This is a genomic window from Pyrinomonas methylaliphatogenes (genome assembly GCF_000820845.2).
In the GTDB taxonomy this organism is placed as follows: domain Bacteria; phylum Acidobacteriota; class Blastocatellia; order Pyrinomonadales; family Pyrinomonadaceae; genus Pyrinomonas; species Pyrinomonas methylaliphatogenes.
Genome location: NZ_CBXV010000002.1, coordinates 127269 through 148417, shown reverse-complemented (window position 1 = coordinate 148417; position 21149 = coordinate 127269). Strand labels below are relative to the sequence as shown.

At 59.5% G+C, this 21149-nt stretch carries 20 protein-coding genes; 11 read left to right on the top strand and 9 right to left on the bottom strand.

Annotation, left to right across the window (positions count from 1 at the left end; all coding sequences use genetic code 11):
• Positions 1–40: 40 nt before the first annotated feature.
• The 11 genes from PYK22_RS02285 to PYK22_RS02235 all read left to right on the top strand — a co-directional run bounded on the left by PYK22_RS02285 (position 41) and on the right by PYK22_RS02235 (position 12385).
• Positions 41–460, top strand: a complete 420-nt coding sequence (locus PYK22_RS02285; RefSeq protein WP_041973935.1) for a CoA-binding protein — start codon at positions 41–43, stop codon at positions 458–460.
• Between the two features lie 40 nt (positions 461–500).
• A complete protein-coding gene (locus tag PYK22_RS02280) occupies positions 501–1133 on the top strand; it encodes a Uma2 family endonuclease (RefSeq protein WP_041973933.1) in 633 nt (210 codons plus the stop codon).
• Positions 1134–1202: 69 nt separating this feature from the next.
• Positions 1203–1838: a Uma2 family endonuclease gene (locus tag PYK22_RS02275; RefSeq protein WP_041973932.1), complete on the top strand. Its 636-nt coding sequence runs from the start codon at positions 1203–1205 to the stop codon at positions 1836–1838.
• Positions 1839–1842: 4 nt separating this feature from the next.
• Positions 1843–2364: a MogA/MoaB family molybdenum cofactor biosynthesis protein gene (locus tag PYK22_RS02270; protein ID WP_041973931.1), complete on the top strand. Its 522-nt coding sequence runs from the start codon at positions 1843–1845 to the stop codon at positions 2362–2364.
• Between the two features lie 94 nt (positions 2365–2458).
• Positions 2459–4732, top strand: a complete 2274-nt coding sequence (locus PYK22_RS02265; RefSeq protein ID WP_041973928.1) for a beta-galactosidase — start codon at positions 2459–2461, stop codon at positions 4730–4732.
• A gap of 226 nt (positions 4733–4958) precedes the next feature.
• The gene (gene rpmE / locus PYK22_RS02260) at positions 4959–5186 is read left to right on the top strand and encodes a 50S ribosomal protein L31 (protein ID WP_041974420.1); all 228 of its coding nucleotides are present in this window, start codon (positions 4959–4961) and stop codon (positions 5184–5186) included.
• A 161-nt stretch (positions 5187–5347) separates the two neighbouring features.
• Entirely contained in the window at positions 5348–6427 is a 1080-nt protein-coding gene (gene prfA / locus PYK22_RS02255) for a peptide chain release factor 1 (protein WP_041973925.1), read from the top strand.
• Between the two features lie 117 nt (positions 6428–6544).
• Entirely contained in the window at positions 6545–7471 is a 927-nt protein-coding gene (locus PYK22_RS02250; protein WP_041973923.1) for an SMP-30/gluconolactonase/LRE family protein, read from the top strand.
• Positions 7472–7608: 137 nt separating this feature from the next.
• Positions 7609–9807: a S9 family peptidase gene (locus tag PYK22_RS02245; RefSeq protein WP_157770623.1), complete on the top strand. Its 2199-nt coding sequence runs from the start codon at positions 7609–7611 to the stop codon at positions 9805–9807.
• 39 nt (positions 9808–9846) lie between these two features.
• The gene (locus PYK22_RS02240; protein ID WP_162199775.1) at positions 9847–11235 is read left to right on the top strand and encodes a sodium:solute symporter family protein; all 1389 of its coding nucleotides are present in this window, start codon (positions 9847–9849) and stop codon (positions 11233–11235) included.
• Between the two features lie 415 nt (positions 11236–11650).
• Positions 11651–12385, top strand: coding sequence for a M48 family metallopeptidase (locus PYK22_RS02235; RefSeq protein ID WP_060635239.1), 735 nt, complete (start codon positions 11651–11653; stop codon positions 12383–12385).
• A gap of 143 nt (positions 12386–12528) precedes the next feature.
• On the opposite strand, the gene PYK22_RS02230 is transcribed toward PYK22_RS02235, so the two are convergent.
• The 9 genes from PYK22_RS02230 to PYK22_RS02190 all read right to left on the bottom strand — a co-directional run bounded on the left by PYK22_RS02230 (position 12529) and on the right by PYK22_RS02190 (position 21073).
• On the bottom strand, positions 12529–12741 hold the full coding sequence (locus PYK22_RS02230) for a hypothetical protein (RefSeq protein WP_157770622.1): 213 nt from the start codon (positions 12739–12741) through the stop codon (positions 12529–12531).
• A gap of 18 nt (positions 12742–12759) precedes the next feature.
• Entirely contained in the window at positions 12760–13263 is a 504-nt protein-coding gene (locus PYK22_RS17140) for a YkgJ family cysteine cluster protein (protein WP_157770621.1), read from the bottom strand.
• Positions 13264–13309: 46 nt separating this feature from the next.
• Positions 13310–13540 carry an FmdB family zinc ribbon protein gene (locus PYK22_RS02220; RefSeq protein ID WP_041974415.1) on the bottom strand — a complete coding sequence of 77 codons (231 nt, stop codon included), beginning with the start codon at positions 13538–13540 and terminating at the stop codon, positions 13310–13312.
• Between the two features lie 22 nt (positions 13541–13562).
• Positions 13563–15473, bottom strand: a complete 1911-nt coding sequence (locus PYK22_RS16235) for an aminopeptidase P family protein (protein ID WP_060635238.1) — start codon at positions 15471–15473, stop codon at positions 13563–13565.
• 147 nt (positions 15474–15620) lie between these two features.
• The gene (locus PYK22_RS02210) at positions 15621–16550 is read right to left on the bottom strand and encodes a type 1 glutamine amidotransferase (protein ID WP_041973915.1); all 930 of its coding nucleotides are present in this window, start codon (positions 16548–16550) and stop codon (positions 15621–15623) included.
• An 8-nt stretch (positions 16551–16558) separates the two neighbouring features.
• Complete coding sequence (locus tag PYK22_RS02205) at positions 16559–17089, bottom strand: hypothetical protein (protein WP_041973913.1); 531 nt, start codon at positions 17087–17089, stop codon at positions 16559–16561.
• 20 nt (positions 17090–17109) lie between these two features.
• Entirely contained in the window at positions 17110–18684 is a 1575-nt protein-coding gene (locus PYK22_RS02200) for an NADH-quinone oxidoreductase subunit N (RefSeq protein WP_041973910.1), read from the bottom strand.
• Between the two features lie 176 nt (positions 18685–18860).
• A complete protein-coding gene (locus PYK22_RS16230) occupies positions 18861–19457 on the bottom strand; it encodes a TlpA family protein disulfide reductase (RefSeq protein WP_083437533.1) in 597 nt (198 codons plus the stop codon).
• Positions 19458–19495: 38 nt separating this feature from the next.
• Positions 19496–21073, bottom strand: a complete 1578-nt coding sequence (locus tag PYK22_RS02190; protein ID WP_041973908.1) for a complex I subunit 4 family protein — start codon at positions 21071–21073, stop codon at positions 19496–19498.
• Between the last annotated feature and the right edge of the window lie 76 nt (positions 21074–21149).

Below are 21149 nucleotides of genomic sequence, written 5' to 3'. Positions count from 1 at the left end.
GGATCTTGAAGAGCTTTGCTTGATCTGAACCGCAAAGAAGATGAGTCTTGAGATCAACAGCCCCGAAGCGATCGAACGGATTCTCATGGAATGTCGGACGATAGCGGTCGTCGGCTTATCATCGAACCCTTGGCGCCCATCGCACGGCGTCGCCAATTACATGCGGCGTCAAGGCTATCGCGTCATCCCGGTCAATCCGAACGAACGCGAGGTTTTAGGCGAACGCGCCTATCCATCATTGCTCGATGTTCCCGAAGCGGTCGATCTCGTCGATGTGTTTCGTCGATCGGAAGAGGCCGGGAAAGCGGTCGACGAGGCGATCAGGATCGGCGCCAAGGCCGTCTGGTTGCAGGAGGGCGTGATCGACTATGCGGCGGCGGAGCGCGCTCGTGCCGCCGGATTGCTCGTCGTCATGGATCGTTGTTGGCTCAAGGAGCACGCAAAATGGAAAGGAAGATGAATTCAACGGCACGCTCGAACGAGGAAGAGGTCTCGCGAGTATGACTGTGGCAACGACGCCAGCCGAACAGCGCGTGGTTTTGCGCAACGTCAGTTGGGAGGCGTATGAGAGGTTGCTGCGCGATCATGCCGAAGCGAGCAGTCCTCGTCTCTTCTATGACCGCGGAACGTTGGAGATCATGAGTCCATCGGCCAAGCACGAGCAGTTGAAAGATGCCGTCACCATGTTGGTCGCTGTGGTCGCGGAAGAGTTCGGGTTGAACCACCGCAGTTTCGGCTCGACGACCTTCCGCCGCGAAGATCTAGCGCGCGGTTTCGAGCCGGATGCCTGCTTCTACTTCGCCAACGAGCCGCGCGTGCGCGGCAAAGAAGAGATCGATCTAGCGATAGATCCGCCGCCCGATCTGGTGATCGAGATCGACATCACGCGCTCATCCATCGACAAGATGGCGACGTTCGCCGTGTTGGAAGTCCCCGAGGTCTGGCGCTACGATGGCGAGCGCGCGCAGTTCTTCTCGCTTCACGGGCGAGAATATGTGGAGATCGCCGAGAGCGCGACGTTGTCCGGATTGACGTCCAAAGCAGTCGAAGGTTTTCTGGCCGAAAGCGAGAGGATGGAACGGCTCGTTTGGTTACGGATGCTGCGTGAGTGGGCGCGTTCTCGCAGACCATGAGAACGCATCCGGTCGGCGAATCGGCTTTGATCACGCAACGAGGAAACGCCCGCAAAAGCGGAGGCCAAGATGAAATCGGTAATAACTTCGGCCGAACAGCGCGTTGTTCTTCATGGCGTTAGCTGGGAAGCATACGAACGTCTGATGGCCGATCATGCGGAGGCGAGCGGCCCTCGTTTCTTTTATGATCGCGGAACATTGGAGATCATGAGTCCATCGGCAGAGCACGAAGAGGCGAATCGAACGCTTTCCCTGTTGGTCGAAGTGATCGCCGAAGAGTTCGGCATAGAGGTGAGAAATCTTGGTTCGACGACCTTCAAGCGAGCGGATTTAGCGCGCGGTTTCGAGCCCGATTCGTGCTTCTACATCGCGAACTTATCGAAGGTGAAAGGTAAAAAAGAGATCGATCTGGCGATAGATCCGCCGCCCGATCTGGTGATCGAGATCGACATCACGCGCTCATCCGTCGACAAGATGGCGACGTTTGCGGCGTTGGAAGTCCCCGAGGTCTGGCGCTACGATGGCGAGCGTCTGACGATCTTCGGGCTGCGAACAGGCGAGTACCGAGAGCAGCCGGAGAGCCGGGCGCTGCCTGGCGCGACTTCAGCAGATATCACGCGATTTCTCGCCGAGAGCGAACGGTTGGGCCGGCTCGATTGGTTGAGGAAGCTACGCGAGTGGGCGCGTACACGAAAAGGAGTTTGAGTCGATGGAGATACGTGCTGCGGTGATCACGGTCAGCGATGCCTGTTCACGCGGAGAGCGCGTTGATGAGTCGGGCGAAGCGCTGGTCCAGTCGCTCAGCGAACTGGGGGCCGAGATCGTCGTTCGCGAGATTCTTTCAGATGACCTTGATCCATTGCGGGAACGGCTGCGCGAACTTGCCGATCGCCCGGATATCAACCTCATTGTGACCACGGGCGGAACGGGTGTCGCTCCGCGCGACAACACGCCGGAAGCGACGCGCGCTGTCATCGAACGTGAAGTGCCCGGACTCGCCGAAGCGATGCGCATGGAGACGTTGAAGCAGACGCCGACGGCGGCGCTTTCGCGCGGGGTGTGCGGCATACGTTCCGGCACGCTCATCGTCAATCTGCCCGGCTCGCCCAAAGGTGTGCGCGAATGTTTCGCTGTCATCAAGCCTCTGCTTCCTCATGCGCTCGCTCTGATCGCCGGTCTTCCGCACGATCGCGCCAATCCGGCTGTGCGCATCGCGGAAAGCGAACGCTAGTTCTTGGCGGAGCTCGACCTCGCTGTCTTAATGGACCGTTTTTCGCGGACCTCGATCGGGCGAATTGCAAGCTTTCGACCGTAGAGCGACGAATATGCGGCTTTGGCGAAGAACTGCCCTCTCGCTTCTCATCGCGCGTCTCCTCCTTTTGACCGTTTCAGCGCAAGAAGAGAGCTTCTTCCCCGTCGCCGTGTGGTACGGCGGTGGGCGAGCGCGCGCCCCCATGCTCGAGGCGCGCGTGGATCGTGACCGTTGGCGTCAAGACCTCAAGCAGATAAAAAGCCTCGGGTTTAACGCGATCCGCTGTTGGGTCGATTGGGCCACCGCGGAGCCCGTGGAAGGTAAGTACGATTTCGCGGCGCTCGATGCGTTGCTCGATCTGGCAGAGGAACTGGACCTCAAGGTGATCGTTCAGGTCTACGTCGATTCGGCTCCGGATTGGGTTGGCAAAAAATATCGCGAGGCGGAGTTCGTCTCGATCAGCGGCGACCGCATCCGGTCGGAGTCGGCGCCCGGTTACTGTTTCGATCATCCGGGCGTGCGCCGCGCTGTGCTCGACTTTTACGCTGCGCTCGCTACGCACCTGAAAGGCAAGCGCGCCTTCTACGGCTGGGACTTGTGGAGCGAACCGCACGTCATCAACTGGGCACAGGCGACTTATCTCGTCGGCCCGGAATTCTGCTTCTGCCCCTACTCGGTCGCGCGCTATCGCGAGTGGTTGAAGAAAAAATATGGCTCGCTCGATGCGCTGAATCACGCTTGGTATCGGCGCTTTGCCGACTGGAGCGAAGTCGAGCCGAACCGTTTGAGCACGATCCTTTCATACACCGACTACATCGATTGGCGCTTCTTCATCATCGATAAGCTCGCCGAAGATTTGCGCGCGCGTCGCGAAGCGGTCAAACGCATCCTCCCCGATCGCGTGGCGACGAGTCATGCGGCGGCTCCATCGCTCTTCACCAGCCCTTTGAGCGGAGACGGCAGTCCGGATGATTGGCTGATGGCCGAGCAGGTGGATTTCTGGGGCACGTCCTTCTATCCGAAACACTCTTTCCCGGTCGGGCGCGATGTCGCGTGGCGCGGCGCGTTGCTCGATTTCGCTCGTTCGGCGAGCGGCGAGCGCGGCTTCTGGGTCGGGGAGTTGCAGGGCGGATTCGGAACGGTCGCGCTGCGCATCAGTTCGACCGTGACGCCCGAAGATATACGCATCTGGACGTGGAGCGCGGTTGCGCGCGGCGCGAAAGCCATAAACTTCTACGCTTGGTATCCGATGAGTTCGGGCTATGAATCTGGCGGCTTCGGTCTCATCAACCTGGATGGCACCGTCACCGAGAGGGCGCGCGAAGCGGGGCGGATAGCGCAAACGATCGATCGCCACCGCGCCCTCTTCCTTCGGGCGCATCCGGCGCGTGCGGAGATCGCCATCGTTTATAATCCGCTCTCCTACATGGTCGGCGGTCGCCGCCCTTTACAAGCGGCTGGTCCGCAGGGCGAATTCGTCAACATCGAGCGCAACTCGATGCTCGGCATCTACCGCGCGCTCTTTCCCGCCAACGTGCCCGTCGATTTCTTGCACGTTGACCGGATCGCGCGCGGCGAAGCGCGGCGCTACAAGCTCATCTTCTTGCCCTATCCCTTGATGCTCTCCGAAGCGGCGTCGCGCGCGTTGATCGAGTATGTAAAACAAGGCGGCGCGCTCGTCGCGGAAGCGCGTCTTGCGTGGAACGACGAACGGGGGCGCGCCAAAGAGATCATCCCCGGTTTCGGCTTGCATGAAGTCTGCGGATGTCGCGAAACTGCTGTGCAACAGACGGCGAGCGGAAAGACAGAGATCGAAGTCGCTGCGGCTGGTGCGAGCTTGCCATTGCTAAAACCAGGCGATCGTTTGCGCGGGCTCGGCTACGAGGAGACGCTGACGCCGATCTCGCCGAACGCGCGCGTCGTTGCGCGTTTCAGCGACGGTTCTCCGGCCATCGTCGCTTCAACTTTCGGTCGCGGCAAGATGATCGCCATCGGAACTTTTCTGGGCGCGGCTTATGAAGCGGAGCGGGATCCGAATCTCGCGAGATTCTTCCTCGGGCTGCTCGACTGGGCCGGGATCGCGCGCGAAGCGGAAGTTGTCAGTGCGAACGGGGCCTCTTCGGTCGAGATCAAGCTGATGTCGGTTGACGCCGACCAGAAGATATTGTTCGTTTTCAATCATGGAGAGGCTCCGGTTGAAGCGACCGTTAGCGTCAAAGGGAGCTTCCAGCGGGCGATCGAGTTGACGACCGGGAAGGATTTGGAATTGCGCGAAGGGGAAGGCGCGGTTGGATTGACAAAGGGGTTGGCGCCCAAAGAGGTTTGGATCGTCCATCTTCGCCCTTGAAGGCGATCCCTTGCGTGCGCGCCCAGTCGGCGCACTTCAGTTTGGATCGTTCATCTTCGCCCTTGAAGGCGCTTTCTGTCGCGGCCTCGTCCGTAGCGATGATCCGCGATGGTTTGGCGATCGCTGGCGGCAGCTCAAAGGAAGCGCCTAGCTTGACCCGGAGCTTCGCCTGAAAGTATCATTCTAGCTTCGATTAATGGGCAAATTTTCGAAAAGCGAGGAAATAATGAAGAAGGGCATTCATCCTGATTATCATGAGATAACGGTCACTTGCGCATGTGGCGTCAGTTTTAAGACGCGGTCGACGCGCAAAGGCGATCTTCATGTCGAAATCTGCTCGAACTGTCATCCGTTCTTTACGGGCAAACAGAAACTGGTCGATACTGCGGGGCGCGTCGATCGCTTCAATAAACGCTACACGCGCAAAGGGCAAGCCGCCGAAGTCGCGCAATAGGGCGATTGGTCGATCGAGTGCGCGCGATGAGTCTTTTGATGAGAAGATCGATCCCGTCATACTAGCCTCTCGATTGGGAGCGCCGGCGCGATTGGCGGTTCTATGGGGCCGCCAGCGTCGGCGTTAGTCTATTCTGTGCCGATCTCGAAAGGGAGCGATAGATGTTAGAGAAACTGGATCAGATCGAGGCGCGTTACGAAGAGCTCACCGAACAGCTCTCTTCTCCCGAAGCGCTCTCTGACCCGGTGAGCTATGGGAAGCTCGTCAAACAGCATCGTCAGTTGGGCGAGATAGTCGAGAAGTATCGCACGTGGAAGAGCCTCAAGCGTGAGCTCGAAGGTGCGCGCGAGATGCTGGCGGAAGGCGACGACGATGAGTTGCGCGAATTGGCGCGCAGCGAGATCCATTCCCTGGAGGAGCGCATCCGTTCTTGCGAAAACGAATTGCGTGTGCTCCTGTTGCCGCGCGATCCGAATGATGAGAAGAACGTCATCCTCGAAGTGCGTGCCGGAACGGGCGGCGATGAAGCGACGCTCTTCGCCGCGGAGATCTTGCGCATGTACCAACGTTATGCGGAACGACAGGGATGGCGATTCGAGTTGCTCGATGTCTCGGAATCGGATATCGGCGGGATAAAAGAGGCGATCGCCGTGATCGAGGGCGAAGGCGTCTACTCCCGGCTCAAACATGAATCAGGGGTCCATCGGGTCCAGCGCGTGCCGCAGACCGAAAGCGCCGGGCGGATACACACTTCCGCCGTGACGGTCGCCGTTCTGCCCGAAGCGGAAGAGGTCGAAGTCAAGATCGATCCGAAAGATATACGCATCGACACCTTCTGCTCATCGGGTCCGGGAGGGCAGTCGGTCAACACGACTTACTCGGCAGTGCGCATCACGCATCTGCCGACGGGGATCGTCGTCTCGATCCAAGACGAGAAATCTCAGATCAAGAACCGCGAAAAAGCGCTGCGCATTCTGCGCGCGCGTCTGCAGGAGATGGAAGAGCGCAAGCGGCATGAAGAGCTAGCCAGCGAACGCCGTTCGATGGTCGGGAGCGGCGATCGTTCGGAGAAGATTCGCACTTACAATTTTAAAGAGAATCGCGTGACCGATCATCGCATCGGTCTGACGCTTCATCAACTCGACCTCGTAATGGATGGCGAGTTGGATGAATTGATTCAAGCGCTCATCACTCATTACCAAACCGAGAAGTTGAAAGCGGAGGCGGCTATCGCCGGTTGAGGCCCGGTCGAGGCGAGCTTCGCGACGGGGCTGCCGCCGCGTAGCGATCGATTCGCCAGATGATCGCTGCGTGATCTTCGCTGGACCGATATCGCGTTGAGGGAGAGCCATTAACGGATGCGTCGGTACGGTTTCCTCTTCGCCTTGTGCGCGATCTTTGGGTTGTCGGCTTCGGCTCAAGACGGACTGCATGAGATCATCGCGGCTGGTGGGAAACTCGAAAAGGTCGCTTGCTGTTTCAAGTTCACCGAGGGCCCCGCGTGGCATCCTCGCGGTTTCCTGATCTTCAGCGATATCCCCGCCGATACCATCTACAAGTGGGATCCGCGTACCGGGCGGACCGAAGTCTTTCGGCGTCCTTCGGGGCACGCCAACGGCAACCTCTTCGATCTGCAGGGCCGACTCGTCACGTGCGAGCACGACAGGCGAGTGTCGCGCACCGAGCGCGATGGTTCCATCGTCACGCTTGCCGCGCGCTATCAGGGGAAGCGCCTCAATAGTCCGAACGATCTGGCGATCCGCTCCGATGGCAGCATCTACTTCACAGACCCTCCCTATGGCATCAGTAAAGAGCAAGAGGAATTGGGCTTTTACGGCGTCTATCGGTTGACGCCGCGCGGCGAATTGAGTCTACTCGATCGAAGCTTCAAACGACCGAACGGCATCGCGTTCTCGCCCGATGAGCGGAGGTTGTATGTCTCCGACTCGGCGGAAGGCACCATCAGCGTTTTCGACGTGCTTCCGGATGGGTCCATTGCTAACAAGCGCGTCTTTGCGACGCTCGAAGGGAGCGGAGAGGCCGGCGTGCCCGATGGGATGAAGGTCGATGAACGAGGCAACATCTATTGCACTGGGTCACATGGCGTCTGGATCTTCGCGCCGGATGGCCGAAAGCTTGGCATCATCGAGACACCCGAGGTCCCGGCCAACTTGGCTTGGGGAGATGCGGATCGTCGAACGCTTTACATCACGGCGCGGACCAGCGTGTACCGGCTGCGCATGCGAGCGGCTGGGCCAAACTTGGGTCCGGCTGCGCACAAGTGACTTCGGCGACGTTTGAGGGCGCATAAGCGCTTTCGGACGTGGGCAGCGTCGTTTTGCGACCGCTGGTCCATTTGAGCATCCATGTCTGGGCGCCGTGTGCGAAACTGGGCTCTTCGATCACAGATGGAGGGCGATTGATGAACAAGCGCGTGACTCTTCCCTTCATTCTCCTCTTCATCCTGAGCGGAGTCGGTGCGGCTCAGGAGAGGCTTTTGACGCTAGATGACATCTACGATCCGGTCAAGCGCATAAATTTCAACGGTTCGCCGCCGCTCAATCTGATGTGGTTGAGCGACGGCGAGCACTATCTGCAAAGCAAGACTTCCGATGGCCGCACGCAATTGATGAAAGTCGAGGCGACGACAGGCGCGGCTGTGCCGTTCTTCGACAGCGCGAGGATGGAAGCGGCGTTGCGCCGTCTTCCCGGATTCAGCGAAGAGGATGCGCGCCGTCTGTCGAATCAAGCCTCTTATAACTTCAATCCGGCGCGAACAGCCGTCTTGCTCAACCATGCCAACGACCTCTTCTACTATGAACTCGGGAGCGATCGGGTCGTTCGGTTGACTTCCACGCCCGAAGAAGAGACCGATGCGACGTTCAGTCCCGACGGGCGATCGATCGCGTTCGTGCGCGCCGGGAACCTCTACGTCATCGATTTAGCTACGGGGCGGGAACGCGCGTTGACCAGCGATGGCAGCGATGAGCTGTTGAACGGGCGGCTCGATTGGGTCTATGAGGAAGAGCTTTACGGTCGCGGCAACACGCGCGGCTATTGGTGGAGCCCGGATTCGAAGCGCATCGCCTATCTGCAATTGAACGAAAAGAGCGTCCATCGTTTCGCGGTCGTCGATCACGTCCCTCGGCTTCAAGAGCTGGAGCAGACGCACTATCCGCTCGCCGGTGATCCGAATCCGCTCGTGAGACTCGGGATCGTGAGCATCGTCGGCGGTCCGACGCGCTGGGTCGATCTAGAGGCTTATGTGCCGACCGATCTGCTGATCTCGCGCGTGGCGTGGACTCCGGACGCGAAGCGCGTCGTCTTTCAGGCGCAGAATCGCGAACAGACCTTTCTCGATCTGAACGCGGCTGATGTGGAGACGGGGCGTGTGACGACCCTGTTTCGCGAGACCACGCGCGCGTGGGTCGAAGCGGTGGACAACCCACACTGGTTGCGCGACGGCTCTTTTCTGTGGCGCAGCGAGCGAAACGGTTGGATGCACCTTTATCACTACGCGCCCGATGGGAAGTTGATCCGCCAGGTGACGAATGGCGAATGGGAGGTTCGCGATCTTTACGGCGTCGATGAAACGAACGGTTGGATCTATTTCAGCGCGACCGAACATAGTCCCATCGCGGAACATGTTTATCGGATCAAGCTCGACGGCAGTCAATTGACGCGCTTGACGCAAATAGAGGGCACGCATCGCGCCTCTTTCAATCCGCAGTTCACGCGCTTCATAGATTATTGGAGCGATGTCAGAACTCCGCCGCAGGTTCGCCTGTTCGATGCGGAAGGGCGATTGGTGCGCGTCATAGACGAGAACCGCGTCGAAGCGCTTCGCCAGTTCAAATTGGGTACGCCCGAATTCTTGCAGGTCAAGGCGCGCGACGGCTTCATCATGGAAGCGATGATGATCAAACCGCCCGATTTCGACCCCACCAAGAAGTATCCGGTGATGAGTTACACCTACTCCGGTCCGCACGCTCCTTCCGTCCGGAACGCTTGGGGCGGACCGACCTATATGTGGCATCAGATGTTGGCCCAGCGCGGTTACATCATCTGGATCTGCGACAATCGCACGGCGAGCGGCAAAGGGGCGCAATCGGCGTGGGCGGCGTATGGCAATTTCGGGGAGCTGGAATTGCGCGATCTGGAGGACGGCATCGCATACCTGCGCAGCTTGCCTTATGTCGACGCTTCGCGCATCGGTCTGTGGGGATGGAGCTTCGGCGGCTATATGACGAGTTACGCCTTGACGCATAGCCAGAGCTTCCGCCTCGGGATCGCTGGCGCGCCCGTGACCGACTGGCACCTCTATGACTCGATTTACACGGAACGCTACATGCGCTTGCCGCAGAATAATCCTGAAGGTTATCGGCGTAGCTCAGTCATACGCGCGGCTTCGAATCTTCACGGCAAACTCCTCCTGATCCACGGGACGATCGATGATAACGTTCATCTACAGAACAGCATCCAGCTCATCTACGAGCTGCAGAAGGCGGGCAAGCAGTTTCAACTGATGCTTTACCCGAAGTCGCGCCATGGCGTCAGCGATCCGCTTCTGGTCAAGCACTTGCGCCAGATGATGACCGATTTCATCCTCAACAACTTGTGAGCGCGAGTTCGTCAACCCCAATCATTAGGACGATGAATGATGACGATCTATTTCTGGACCATCGTTGCGTATCTGATCTTCCTTGTCGGCATCGGCGCGATTCGCAGTCGCGGCGTTGAACGACAGGAGGATTTCTCGGTCGCCGGGCGTCAGCTTGGCACCTTCGTCCTTTTCGGGACGATGCTTGCGACATGGATCGGCACAGGGTCGATCTTCGGCAATGCCGGCAAAGTCTACGAAGTCGGCATCGCGGCTTGGATCTTGCCGCTCGGCGCGCTCGCCGGCATCGCCGCGCTCTCCTTCTTGGCTGCCCGCGCGCGCCGTTTCGAGGCGATCACCGTGCAGGACATCCTCGAGAGGCGTTATAACAAATGGGCCCGGCTCCTCGGCGTCATCACGCTCGTGATGACGGCGGTGACGATCGTCTCTTATCAATACCGTGCCGCCGCCGCCGTCATCAATTTGACGATGCCGACCTTAGACTTTCATCTCGCCGTCATCATCGTCACCGCGTTCATCATCATCTACACGGCGCTCGCTGGAATGTTCTCGGTCGCGTATACGGATGTGGCGATGGGGATCACGATGATCATCGGCATCCTCATTACGCTCCCGTATCTTTGGTTCACCGCCGGCGGGTACGAAGGCATCGCGACCCGTTTGCCCGCCGATCACCTGAAACCCTTTGGACCGATCGGCTGGGTGCAAGCCATCGGTTATATCTTGCCGCCCGGTTTGTTGGTGCTCGGCGATGCGAATATGTATCAGCGTTTCTTCTCGGCGCAGACGGAAGGGAAAGCGCGCGCGGCGACGTTGTGGCTGCTTCTCGGCGTCGCTTACATGGAATGGATGATAATCTTAACGGCATGGGTCGCCTCGGCGCTCGAGTGGCAAGATGGGAAGCTGGTCCAGCCGGGGCGCGTCATCGCTTATGTCGCGCGCGATCATCTGCCCGTCTGGCTCGGCGCGGTGGTCATGACGACGATCATGGCGATCATCATGTCAACGGCGATCTCTTATCTGTTAGTGCCGGCGACGGCGCTGGTGCGCGATGTCTACCAGCGCTTCATCAACCCACAGGCCAGCGAGAGGAGTTTGGTCTGGTTGTTGCGCGCGACCGTCATCGTTTTGGGAGTGATCGCCTACGTCATCTCCACTTATTCGGAGAAGTTCCTCGAAGTCGCTTTGCGCGCCTATACGATTTACGGCACGGGCGTGACGCCTTCGCTCGTCGCCGCTTTCATCTGGCCGCGCGCGACGGCCGTCGGCGCGGTGACTTCGATCATCACGGGCGTCGTCGTCACGCTCGTCTGGGAGTTCGGCGGGTTCGGGGCGATGACCGGCGTAGATCCGGTGATACCGGCGATCGCGCTTTCGGTCATCGCGTTGATCGTCGTCTCTTTGATCTCGTCCCGCCAGCGAAGCTGAATTGAAACCCACTTGCGCCCGATTCGGTGATCTTATCCGGGGAAAGGTCGGGTAACGGGGAGCATGGCGAGACTCGGTTTGGCCGGAGAAACCGCCGGGATCAAGTTCGGCTCGAAGCCTACCTTCGCCACGACAATAGAATGCCCGTCGAGCCTTCACCGCTTCCAGCGTGGGCCCTCCCGCGCTACGACAACAGAATGCCCGTCGAGACACATTTTCCGACACTCAGCCTGATCTTTTCGTATATCGAGCGGCGGTTCGGTCGGCGGACTTGGCCTCGCCGATCCACCATGTGAGCGGGAAAAGATTGGGATAAGATTGTTTTTCGATGAAGATCTTCTAGCTCAGCTTCCGTCGAAACGTTTGGCACGGGACTTTCCTCTCGATCGAAGAGGGTCATGAGGAGGGAAGAGCGATGAAGAGAGGCGTAAAAAGCTATCGGTTCATAGCCATCGTTTTGACGCTTGGCCTTGTCGCTTCCACGCCGGATGGTTGGGCGCAGACGCGATTGAGGCCGGGATTCAATCTCTTCTCCATTCGCGATGACGTGGAGATCGGGCGGCGTTCGGCGGCGCAGGTCGAGCGACAGTATCACACCTACGACGATCCGCGCGTGACTCGCATCGGCAAACGTCTCGCCGCTCGATCATCGATGCCGGGCTTGCCATGGCGTTTTCGCGTCATAGATCGTTCGGATGTGAACGCTTTCGCGCTTCCCGGCGGTTACGTCTATGTGACGAGCGGGATGTTACGGGCCGTGCGCAACGATGATGAGCTTGCTGGAGTGCTCGCGCATGAGATCACGCATGTGACGTTGCGACATGGGACGAATCAAGCCTCAAAGGCTTTGATCGCGCAGATGCCGCTGGAGGTCCTCAGCGGCCAATTGGGCGGCGGCTTAGGCGCGAATCTCGCCCGCCTCGGCATCGGTTTCGGGCTCAATTCGCTATTTTTGCGCTATAGCCGCGAAGCCGAAACGCAGGCCGATGTGGGAGCGGTCCAGTTGATGCGCCGTGCTGGCTATAATCCTTATGGCTTGGCGAGTTTTATGAGGCGCATGCGTGGCGGCGGCGGTTTCTTCTCCGATCATCCGAGCCCGACCAATCGTGTGGAGCGCATTGAAAGGGAGATCAGATCGACGGGCGGATGATTCGCGCGCTTCGACCGTCGCGTTGGGAAAATCGCTCGCGGGTCGGCGATTCGATCGCGCGCAGCGCTCTACGCGCTCGCGTCGTGATACGGCGGATCATCGGAAGGCTCGGTCAGCGTCGCCAGCGGAGATCCGGCTGGTGTTTATGAGAATGACTGATCTTGGATGATGCGATAGAGGGCTGAAGTGATATCGGGATCGACGACGACGCCCGCCAGGACCAACTCTGTGTCACCCGCGGCGACGAAAAGATGCGCGCGCAGCGCGCCGCCTTCGGTTTCGAACAGCACTTTGACGACTTTGTCGAGATCGACGTAAGCGCTGCCCTCCTTGCTTGCCACAGGAACCCACTGCATCTTCGATCTCCTCCACGATTAAGTCGCGGCCTTCCCTTTTCTCGCGAAGAGTTCGCGAAGAGCGACCCTGTTCATCTTACCTTGGCCGAAGATGAGCTGTAACTTTGCGAGTTTCCCTTCGACTGGTCCGATCGTCCAACAATCCCCGGCGGGCAATCCTTCGAGCGGTTGGCCTCGATCGTTGAGCGGGCAGATATCGCGCAGCTCGACCAGTTCACCATCTTCTAGCTCTTCGAGCCAGCGGAGCGGCAGTCCCTGTGTGCGGCAGACATACGGGCGATGCTCATAGATACGACATGAGCCGTCCTCGGCGAGGAAAGCGCAGGCGCCGACCGGATGGGGCTCGCCTTGCTCCAAAAGATCCCTGTGATGGCGGCGTATGAGTTCGGCTTCTATTTCGAACACGGTCAAACCGTCGATGCAGCAAGCGTGACATCCGCGCGCGCATCGCAATTCATGCTTTCGCGCAAGGCGCCTCGCGGCGCGCGCGACCCGTTCGTGTAATTCGGCGAGCGCATGCAAGGCGCCTTCTCGATCATGAGGTGTTGATTGTGTGCGGCGCATGGCATCAATCGAGCGCGCATGCTCCAGGGCCGCGCGGATCGCCGCACGTAGTGCATGGCCCTGCGGGTAGTTCATCCTTAAAAGAGTCGGTCGTTCGGGAAGCGACGGCGAAGGTCGAAAGCTGTTTCTCCAATCTCTCGCTTCGACAATTCGGACATTCGACGTTCGCCTTCGCCATCATGATCTTCTCGAAACGATGTCCGCACTGCTGGCAAACATACTCAAAGATCGGCATCGCTTTGATCACTCCTCCTCGATTAGGAATTCGCGTGTCGCGCGCGATTCAGTGGCCCGAGCGAGCTCCGACCTGATACGCGCGTGGTTCGCTCTCGGAAACTCAACGGAAAGGAAGCGCGTTCGCCCAAGCGTTCGGCTGGATCTTTAACGGTCGAGGCCATCTGTGGGGCGACTGAGGCAAGCGCGCCGGAAGAGCCTGCTGTCGCGCGTTTGACGCTGGCGCTTATTGCCTCGGGAGCTTCGCGGCCCATTTTGGCGCGTGCGCGCGCGATGAAGGCTTCTATTTCAGGGATGGAGCGCGGCACAGCGGCGGAGAGGTTTTTGAACCCATTTTCGGTAACGAGCACATCGTCTTCGATGCGCACGCCGATCCCGCGATACTTCTCGAAAGCTTGACGGATGGCCTGCTTGAATCTCTGATATTCCGGGGTGTTCGGCAGATTGTCGAGCGCATCTTCGCGCACATATATGCCGGGTTCGACTGTGAAGACCATCCCGGGCGCGAGCTTCGCTCCCGGCTGACTCAGATCGTGCACGTTAAGACCGATCATGTGTGACGTGCCATGCATGAACCAGATTCTATACTGATCCGAATCCTTGTCCGTTATCAAGCCTAAACGGAAGAGGCCGTCTTTGATCTTCGCGAGCGCGGCGTTGTGGACTTCAGTCAGCGTCGCCCCTGGGCGCACGGCGCGCATCGCCGCTTCTTGCGCTTCGAAGACGATGTTGTAGATATCGGCTTGCTCTTGGCTGAACTTGCCGCTTACCGGAAAGGTGCGGGTGATATCTGCTGAGTAGTGGCCATATTCTGCGCCGACATCCATCAACAGAAGATCGCCCGCGCGAATCGGGCCTTGTGCATCTTCATAGTGGAGCGTCGTCGCGTTCGGTCCGCAGCCGACGATCGACGGGTATCCCCAGAAGGCATTTCGTCGGCGAAAGATGTACTCGACTTCGGCTTTCAGCTCATACTCCCATTTCGCGCTTGCGGCGAGCGCCATCGCGCGTTCCAAGGCTTCGGTCGTGATGTCGATCGCGTGTTGTAGAAGTTGCAATTCGATTGGCGATTTCACCATGCGCATTTCCGCGAAGATCGGCCATGCGCTGCGGATGGCATAGCCGTTAGCCCCTTGCGCCCACTGTGCCGCGAAGCGCTGTTCTTGACGGAATTCGCGACTTTCGCTTCCGTCGCGCACTTCGCGGTCCGGCGGGAGCAGCAGATAGATGGCCGCCTCATTGTCTCGCGCAGCAGCGAAGAGCGTGTCGTAACCGGTCAAGCTGGCGTTCGACAGGTTTATCGAAACGTTGGACGCGAACGAGGGGCGCCCATCCGCCGACGAGGCTTTTCGACTCTGACCATCGGTCGCGTTCGCATGGAAGGCGCGGCTCAGCAGGATCCCGTCATCTTTGGGGCGGTAAGGTTGGCGCAATCGCAGAGCGCGCATGAAGGGTTCGAATTCACGCGCATCCCAGATCTCACCGATGCCGGAGATGCGTTGTGCATCTTCTGGGCTGTACATGCGCCCGGTCCACGTTTCGAGGCGCGGATCGCGACGCGGCAAGAAGAGTATCTCTGGGAGCTGTGAATTGCCGGGCATCAGAACCAACTTGATGCCTTGCTGATTCAAATTCGTCAGGTAGAACAGATTGTTCTCTTGCCTGTATTCGTAATCGACATCGTTCGAATAGACGCGCGGTTCGGCTCCGAACAGCACGAGGACAGCGCGCGGTCCGATCTTCTCCGCGACGCGCGCGCGTCTTCGCGCGAGTTCGGCGCGGCGCGCCTCGTCTTCGATGACAGGCGCGGGCGGCGCTTGACGGATGATCGAAGTATCATCGCGCAGTCGCGCGCCATGCAGAATCAGCGTCGAATTGAGCGGAACGGTTAGGATGAGAGCGAGAACGAGGCGTAGCCACAGAAAACGTCTCATGGATGATGTTCTCCGAGATCTCTAATCTTGAGATGGCAGTATGCTTCGAACGCTAAAAGCATAGCGCGTTTGTTAGCGGAAGACTAGCGCGCTCGGGCGTTGTCGGATTCAAGCGCGGCCACACGCGCTCGTTAAAAGCTTTGGCGTTCAAGTGGATTGATTGGCGGCGTGTTTGAGCGCCTCGCGCAAGAAATTCTCGAAGATGATGCGCCCATCGCGCGATTCGTTCGGGTGCTCCCAGCGAGTCGGATTCTTGCGCCAGTCCTCGAAAGATTTTTCGAGATGGAATTGCACGGCGTAGATCAACTGGCCCGCTTCGCGACGCACCATCATCTGATTGCGGCAGAGGTATGAAGTCGCAAGCAGCTTGAAGCCTTCGGGCACGCGGTCAAGTTGCAGCCCGTGATTCTGCCAGACGCGCAGGATGCGCGCTTCGAGCGTGTAATCTTGCCAAATGCCTGACGCGCGGTCATGTATGCCGGCGAAGATGGGATCGGTCGGATCCGTGATGCGCACGAATCTGTACTGATACTCGTAAGGACGATTGACGCGCCGCTCATGAGGTTCGCGGTTATCCAATGTGACGACGCGCGCGCCGAAGCTCCAGCCGATCAACTGATGACCACCGCAGATGCCGAGCACGGCGATTCTGGTCGCGCGAATGAAGTCTCTAAAACGCGCGAGAAGCTGCGGGTTGTAGTAGTCAAAATCGCTGAGCGTGCCGCTCAGGACGATCGCCTCGGGCCGGAAAGCTTCCGCCGCTTCGATGAGCTCCGATAGATGCGCGACCTTCGTCTCGGGCCGGCGCACGAGCCGCTCGACGTTGTTTAGGATATTTTCGATGGCGAGCGCGGCGATCTCGCGTTCGCGTTGAAGGTGCGCGCGCAGTTTTGGTCCCCATTCGGCGCGCGCCAGTTCCGAAACATCGCCCTCTTCGCGCAGCAGGTTATCTACGACGAGCACGCGCGCGGCTTCGATGCGCTTTTCGATCGGCTCGTAGCGGCAGAAGGTCCGTTGGTTGTACGGGAAGGGGAGCGGTTCTGCCGACGCGATGACCTCTTTTCGATCCTGTCCCATTTGCCTGTTTACGCGCGTCGTTGGCGCGTGTTCTGGTTGAACTGCGGGATCGCTGGTCCGGGCCCGATCTCTTCTATCTCGCGGCGCGCATCATGCAGAAGGCGCGCGCGCACCCGCCGATGAAAACCTTTCCCGCGCCCTTCGGACGCATGTTCCGCCAGAAGCATCATGCGATAGAAGGCGGACTCCAGATCGTCGGCAAGACGCGAGATCCGCGTGATATCATACGGGACGGCGACCGATTTGCAACCCAGCCGCGCGAAGGTCGCTAGATATCGAGCCGTCGCCAGATCGGGACAGAGCAGGCGACGGCGGCCCACCTTGAGTTCAATGCCGAGCAACGTGTGTTGGATCTCAATGCGCGCGTTGCGCGAGGTGGCGGGAAGAGAGTAGGCGCGCGTGCGCTCAGCGCGGACGCGCTCACGGTAGATGCGCGGCGGCCACATTTCGCCCAAAGAGTCTTTGATCTCGGCCACCGTCGCTTCCACCGACGCCGCACGCTGTTTCTGCGAGGTGCGCGCGCGCGTTTCCATCCCCATCGCTCGTTGCGCTCAGTCCTTCACGTGCCGAGCAATCGGCTGATGACCGAAGGCGATGCTTGAAAAACTTCGATGACGCGCCCGGGGAAGATGCCCAGATAGAAGATGCCGACCACCGTCAAGGCGAGCGCGATGGCCATGCTTGCCGGAACGAGCGGCGCGTTCCACGCCCCGCTCCGCTCGCGGAAGAACATGACGACGATCAGCCGCAAGTAATAGTAGGCCGAAACCACCGTGTTGAGCACGGCGACGACGACCAGCCCGACGTAGCCCTGATCGAGCGCCGCGCTGAAGACCATCACCTTGCCCATGAAGCCCGCCGTCAGCGGCACGCCCAGCAGGCTGAGGAGCGAAACGGAGAAGGCGAAGGCGAGCCACGGCGAATCGAATCCGATGCCGTTATAATCTTCGATCTCGGTACGTCGGTCGCCGCTACGGGCCAAGATGGTCACCACGGCAAACGCGCCGAGCGTCATGATCGAATAGACGAGCAGATAGAAGACCACAGCCGCGATGGCTTCGTTGCGTTGCCCGAGATCCGATGCTGCGCCCGCCGCCACCAACCCGACGAGCACGTAGCCCGCGTGCGCGATCGATGAGTAGGCGAGCATCCGCTTGACGTTGGATTGCAGGATGGCTGCCGTGTTCCCAACCGTCATCGTGATGACGGCCAAAACGACCAGCACCGCGATCCAGGCCGAATGGAGGCGTTGCGCCGTGCCAGCGGCGACGACGAAGGGAAAACCGAACAGGAAGACGCGCATGAACGAAGCGAAACCGGCAGCTTTCGGTCCAGCCGCCATGAAGGCCGTCACTGGAGTCGGCGCGCCTTCGTACACATCAGGCGTCCAGACGTGAAACGGCGCGGTGGCGACCTTGAAACCAAAGCCGATCAGGAGCATCGCCGCGCCGGCAAAAAGGAGCGGCGGATAGAGCGCCGTATCGAGCCTTTGCGCTATCTCGCGAATGTTGGTCGTGCCCGGCGTGCCGTTGGCCATCGCCGTCGCGCCATAGACGAGCGCTGTGCCGTAAAGGAGAAAGGCCGACGAGAACGAGCCGAGGATGAAATACTTCATCGAAGCTTCGTTCGAGCGCACGTCGGTGCGACGAAAGCCAGCCATGACGTAGGTCGAGATGGAGAGCAGCTCCAGCCCGAGGAAGATCATCACCAGATCGCCGCCCGAAGCCATCAGCATCATGCCAGCGGTCGCGAAGAGAAGGAGCGCGTGAAATTCGCCCGCCGGCAAGCGCTCCCACTCGACCCAGATCATCGACAGGAGCACGCTCAAAGCTGAGACGACCAGAAAGACGAGCGTGAAGGAAAGACGCAACCGGTCGAGCACGATCATGCCGAAGAAGGCTTCAGTCGGCCCCGTCCAACTGGTCCACAGCCACACGCACGAGACGGCGGCGGCGACCAGTCCGATGAGCGAAATGCCGCCCGTAAGCCAGCGTTGATCGAGCCGTTTGGTGAAAGCATCGACGAGCATGACGAGCACGCCCGCACTGGCCACGATCAACTCCGGCATGAGAAGCCATAGGTTGACATCGGCAAATTGCTGCGTCGCGGTCTGTAATCCGAAGTAGATGTTCATGGCTGTCGCTGTTCGCTTCTTTCAGGCTTTCTGCCCTCGCCGAGCGTTTTTCAGGTCCTCTGGAACTTCCCTGTAGTCACAGCAAGAGCGGGATGTGCCGCACAATAGTTGACACCGCCTTGAACTTTCTTGTAGTCCCAACAAGAGAGCGATGGGTAAGTAGACCGTATGCGCTCTCATGGCTTTATATCCTCATTCAGCAGTTCATTCAACCGGCGTCGAATGATCTCTTTGTAAGCTTCGGGCGTCGTCATGCCGACGTGCGGTTTGCCCGCTACTTTGCCCTCGCGGTCGAGAAAGACGACGAGCGGCATGCGCGTGCGCGCCGAGAAGCGGCTGTAAACGGCGCGCTTCGGATCGCGCAGGACCGGAATGGTCAAACGATTGTCGCGCGCAAAGCTCCGCAACGTCCAATCGGATCGTTCCTCTTCCGTCTCGATGCTCACCCAAAGAAACTCGACGGGCTCGCCAGCATACTCGCGCTTCAGATCTTCGAGCGCCTCGAGTTCGGCGATGCACGGCGCGCACCACGTCGCGCCAAAGGAGATGAGAACGATCTTGCCGCGCAACTTCGCCGCGTCGTATGTTTTACCGTCTATGCCGCGAAGTCTAAAATCCAGCGCCGCGTCGTCGCTTCCAGCGAGAGCGATCTGCGCAAACGTCAAGACGAAAGCCGCGACGAAGATGCGCGCCGAGAACGTCGCGCATCTTCGCGCGCGGTTCATCCGTTCTTGGCTGAACAGGGCGCCGTTCGATCTTCGGGTTCCGCTCATAATCAAACCTTTTACCCTTCAGCCGCTCTTCTTAACGATCAGCGGACCATCTCGCTCCGGTCGCCTCCTTGTGTCGGACTGGCAGCCAGCGACCCACCGCCGGTCGCCGTCATGACCCGCTCGCGCACTTCGAGCACGCTATCGCGCGACCTGCTCAAGAAGAATTTCGGATAGACGCCCATGATGAGCATGAGCGCAAGAAGCGGCACGAGCAGCCCCTTTTCGCGTCCATTCAAGTCTTGTAGATGCGCGTTCTCTTCGTTGGTCACGGGACCGAAGACGACGCGCTGCAGCATCCAGAGCAGATAGACGGCGGCGAAGATGACGCCCGTCGCCGCCAGCATCGTCGCGATCCAAGGATGGCGGATCGAATCCGACAGCCACGTGCCGAGCAGCACGAGGAATTCGCCGACGAAGCCGTTCAACGCCGGAAGCCCGATCGAAGAGAGCGAGGCGATGACGAAAAAGGTCGAAAACCACGGCATCGGGTGGGCCAGCCCGCCGAACTCCGCGATCAGGCGCGTGTGTCGTCGTTCGTAGATCATGCCGACGATCAAGAAGAGCGCGCCGGTCGAAACGCCGTGATTGAGCATTTGATAGAGCGCGCCTTGCATGCCTTGCTCGGTGAACGAGAACAGCCCGAGGATGACGAAGCCCATGTGGCTGACGGATGAATAGGCGACGAGTCGCTTCACATCGGGCTGGACCATCGCGACGAGCGCGCCGTAGATGATGCCGATGACGGCGAGCGTCACCATCATCGGCGCAAACTCACGCGCCGCATCGGGGAAGAGGGTCAGATTGTAGCGGAGCAGCCCGTAGGTTCCCATCTTCAACAGGATGCCGGCCAGAATCACCGACCCAGCGGTCGGCGCTTCCGTGTGCGCGTCCGGCAACCACGTGTGCAACGGGAAGACTGGGACTTTGATGGCGAACGCCAGCGCGAAGGCGAGGAAGAGCCAGAATTCAGCCCGCGCCGAAAGCGTCACGGTCCCGGCCCGCATCGCATCGAGGATCGATGGGTAGTCGAACGTCCCGAAGAAGTAGTAGAGCGCGATGATGCCGACGAGCATCAAGAGGCTCCCAACCGCCGTGTAGAGAAAGAACTTGATCGCCGCGTAGATCCTTCGCTCGCCGCTTCCCCACACGCCGATCAGGAAGAACATCGGCACGAGCGACGCTTCGAAGAAGAGATAGAAGACGAGCAGATCGAGCGAGACGAAGACGCCGATCATCGCGCTTTCAAGGAGCAGCATGAACATGAAGAAGGCGAGCGGGCGCTTCTCGATGTTCCAACTGGCGAGGACCGAGATCGGCACGAGAAGCGTCGTCAGGATCACCAGCCACAGGCTGATCCCATCGACGCCGACGTGGTAGCGCGCGCTGATCGATTCGATCCACGCGCGGTTCTCCTCAAAGAAGAAGCCGCTCAACACGCTCGGCTCGCCGCCGCGAATGAGAAAGAGCGAAAGCGCAAAGGTGGCCAGCGAGAAACCGAGCGCGATCCAACGGTAGTGCGTCGGCTTTCTGTACGGCGCAAAACCGTGCGCGGCCGTGGCCAGCGCGCCGATGAACGGCAGAAGGATCAGAACGGAGATCAGATTCTGTTGAAGCATCTTCGATCAACCTTGAGCGTCCTTGGAATTCGCTGCAGTTGAAAGCTTCGCTTTTTACGAAGTTCGGCTAACAGCC

What these genes read in the sequence shown, in the direction of transcription:
- PYK22_RS02275 (WP_041973932.1), top strand. Translation starts at nt 1,203, where the DNA reads ATGAAATCGGTAATAACTTCGGCCGAACAGCGCGTTGTTCTTCATGGC.
- PYK22_RS02230 (WP_157770622.1), bottom strand. Translation starts at nt 12,741, where the DNA reads ATGCAGTGGGTTCCTGTGGCAAGCAAGGAGGGCAGCGCTTACGTCGAT.
- PYK22_RS02235 (WP_060635239.1), top strand. Translation starts at nt 11,651, where the DNA reads ATGAAGAGAGGCGTAAAAAGCTATCGGTTCATAGCCATCGTTTTGACG.
- PYK22_RS02210 (WP_041973915.1), bottom strand. Translation starts at nt 16,550, where the DNA reads ATGGGACAGGATCGAAAAGAGGTCATCGCGTCGGCAGAACCGCTCCCC.
- PYK22_RS02250 (WP_041973923.1), top strand. Translation starts at nt 6,545, where the DNA reads ATGCGTCGGTACGGTTTCCTCTTCGCCTTGTGCGCGATCTTTGGGTTG.
- PYK22_RS02265 (WP_041973928.1), top strand. Translation starts at nt 2,459, where the DNA reads ATGCGGCTTTGGCGAAGAACTGCCCTCTCGCTTCTCATCGCGCGTCTC.
- PYK22_RS02205 (WP_041973913.1), bottom strand. Translation starts at nt 17,089, where the DNA reads ATGGGGATGGAAACGCGCGCGCGCACCTCGCAGAAACAGCGTGCGGCG.
- PYK22_RS02240 (WP_162199775.1), top strand. Translation starts at nt 9,847, where the DNA reads ATGACGATCTATTTCTGGACCATCGTTGCGTATCTGATCTTCCTTGTC.
- PYK22_RS16235 (WP_060635238.1), bottom strand. Translation starts at nt 15,473, where the DNA reads ATGAGACGTTTTCTGTGGCTACGCCTCGTTCTCGCTCTCATCCTAACC.
- PYK22_RS02280 (WP_041973933.1), top strand. Translation starts at nt 501, where the DNA reads ATGACTGTGGCAACGACGCCAGCCGAACAGCGCGTGGTTTTGCGCAAC.
- PYK22_RS02200 (WP_041973910.1), bottom strand. Translation starts at nt 18,684, where the DNA reads ATGAACATCTACTTCGGATTACAGACCGCGACGCAGCAATTTGCCGAT.
- PYK22_RS02270 (WP_041973931.1), top strand. Translation starts at nt 1,843, where the DNA reads ATGGAGATACGTGCTGCGGTGATCACGGTCAGCGATGCCTGTTCACGC.
- PYK22_RS02285 (WP_041973935.1), top strand. Translation starts at nt 41, where the DNA reads ATGAGTCTTGAGATCAACAGCCCCGAAGCGATCGAACGGATTCTCATG.
- PYK22_RS16230 (WP_083437533.1), bottom strand. Translation starts at nt 19,457, where the DNA reads ATGAGCGGAACCCGAAGATCGAACGGCGCCCTGTTCAGCCAAGAACGG.
- PYK22_RS02245 (WP_157770623.1), top strand. Translation starts at nt 7,609, where the DNA reads ATGAACAAGCGCGTGACTCTTCCCTTCATTCTCCTCTTCATCCTGAGC.
- PYK22_RS02190 (WP_041973908.1), bottom strand. Translation starts at nt 21,073, where the DNA reads ATGCTTCAACAGAATCTGATCTCCGTTCTGATCCTTCTGCCGTTCATC.
- prfA (WP_041973925.1), top strand. Translation starts at nt 5,348, where the DNA reads ATGTTAGAGAAACTGGATCAGATCGAGGCGCGTTACGAAGAGCTCACC.
- PYK22_RS02220 (WP_041974415.1), bottom strand. Translation starts at nt 13,540, where the DNA reads ATGCCGATCTTTGAGTATGTTTGCCAGCAGTGCGGACATCGTTTCGAG.
- rpmE (WP_041974420.1), top strand. Translation starts at nt 4,959, where the DNA reads ATGAAGAAGGGCATTCATCCTGATTATCATGAGATAACGGTCACTTGC.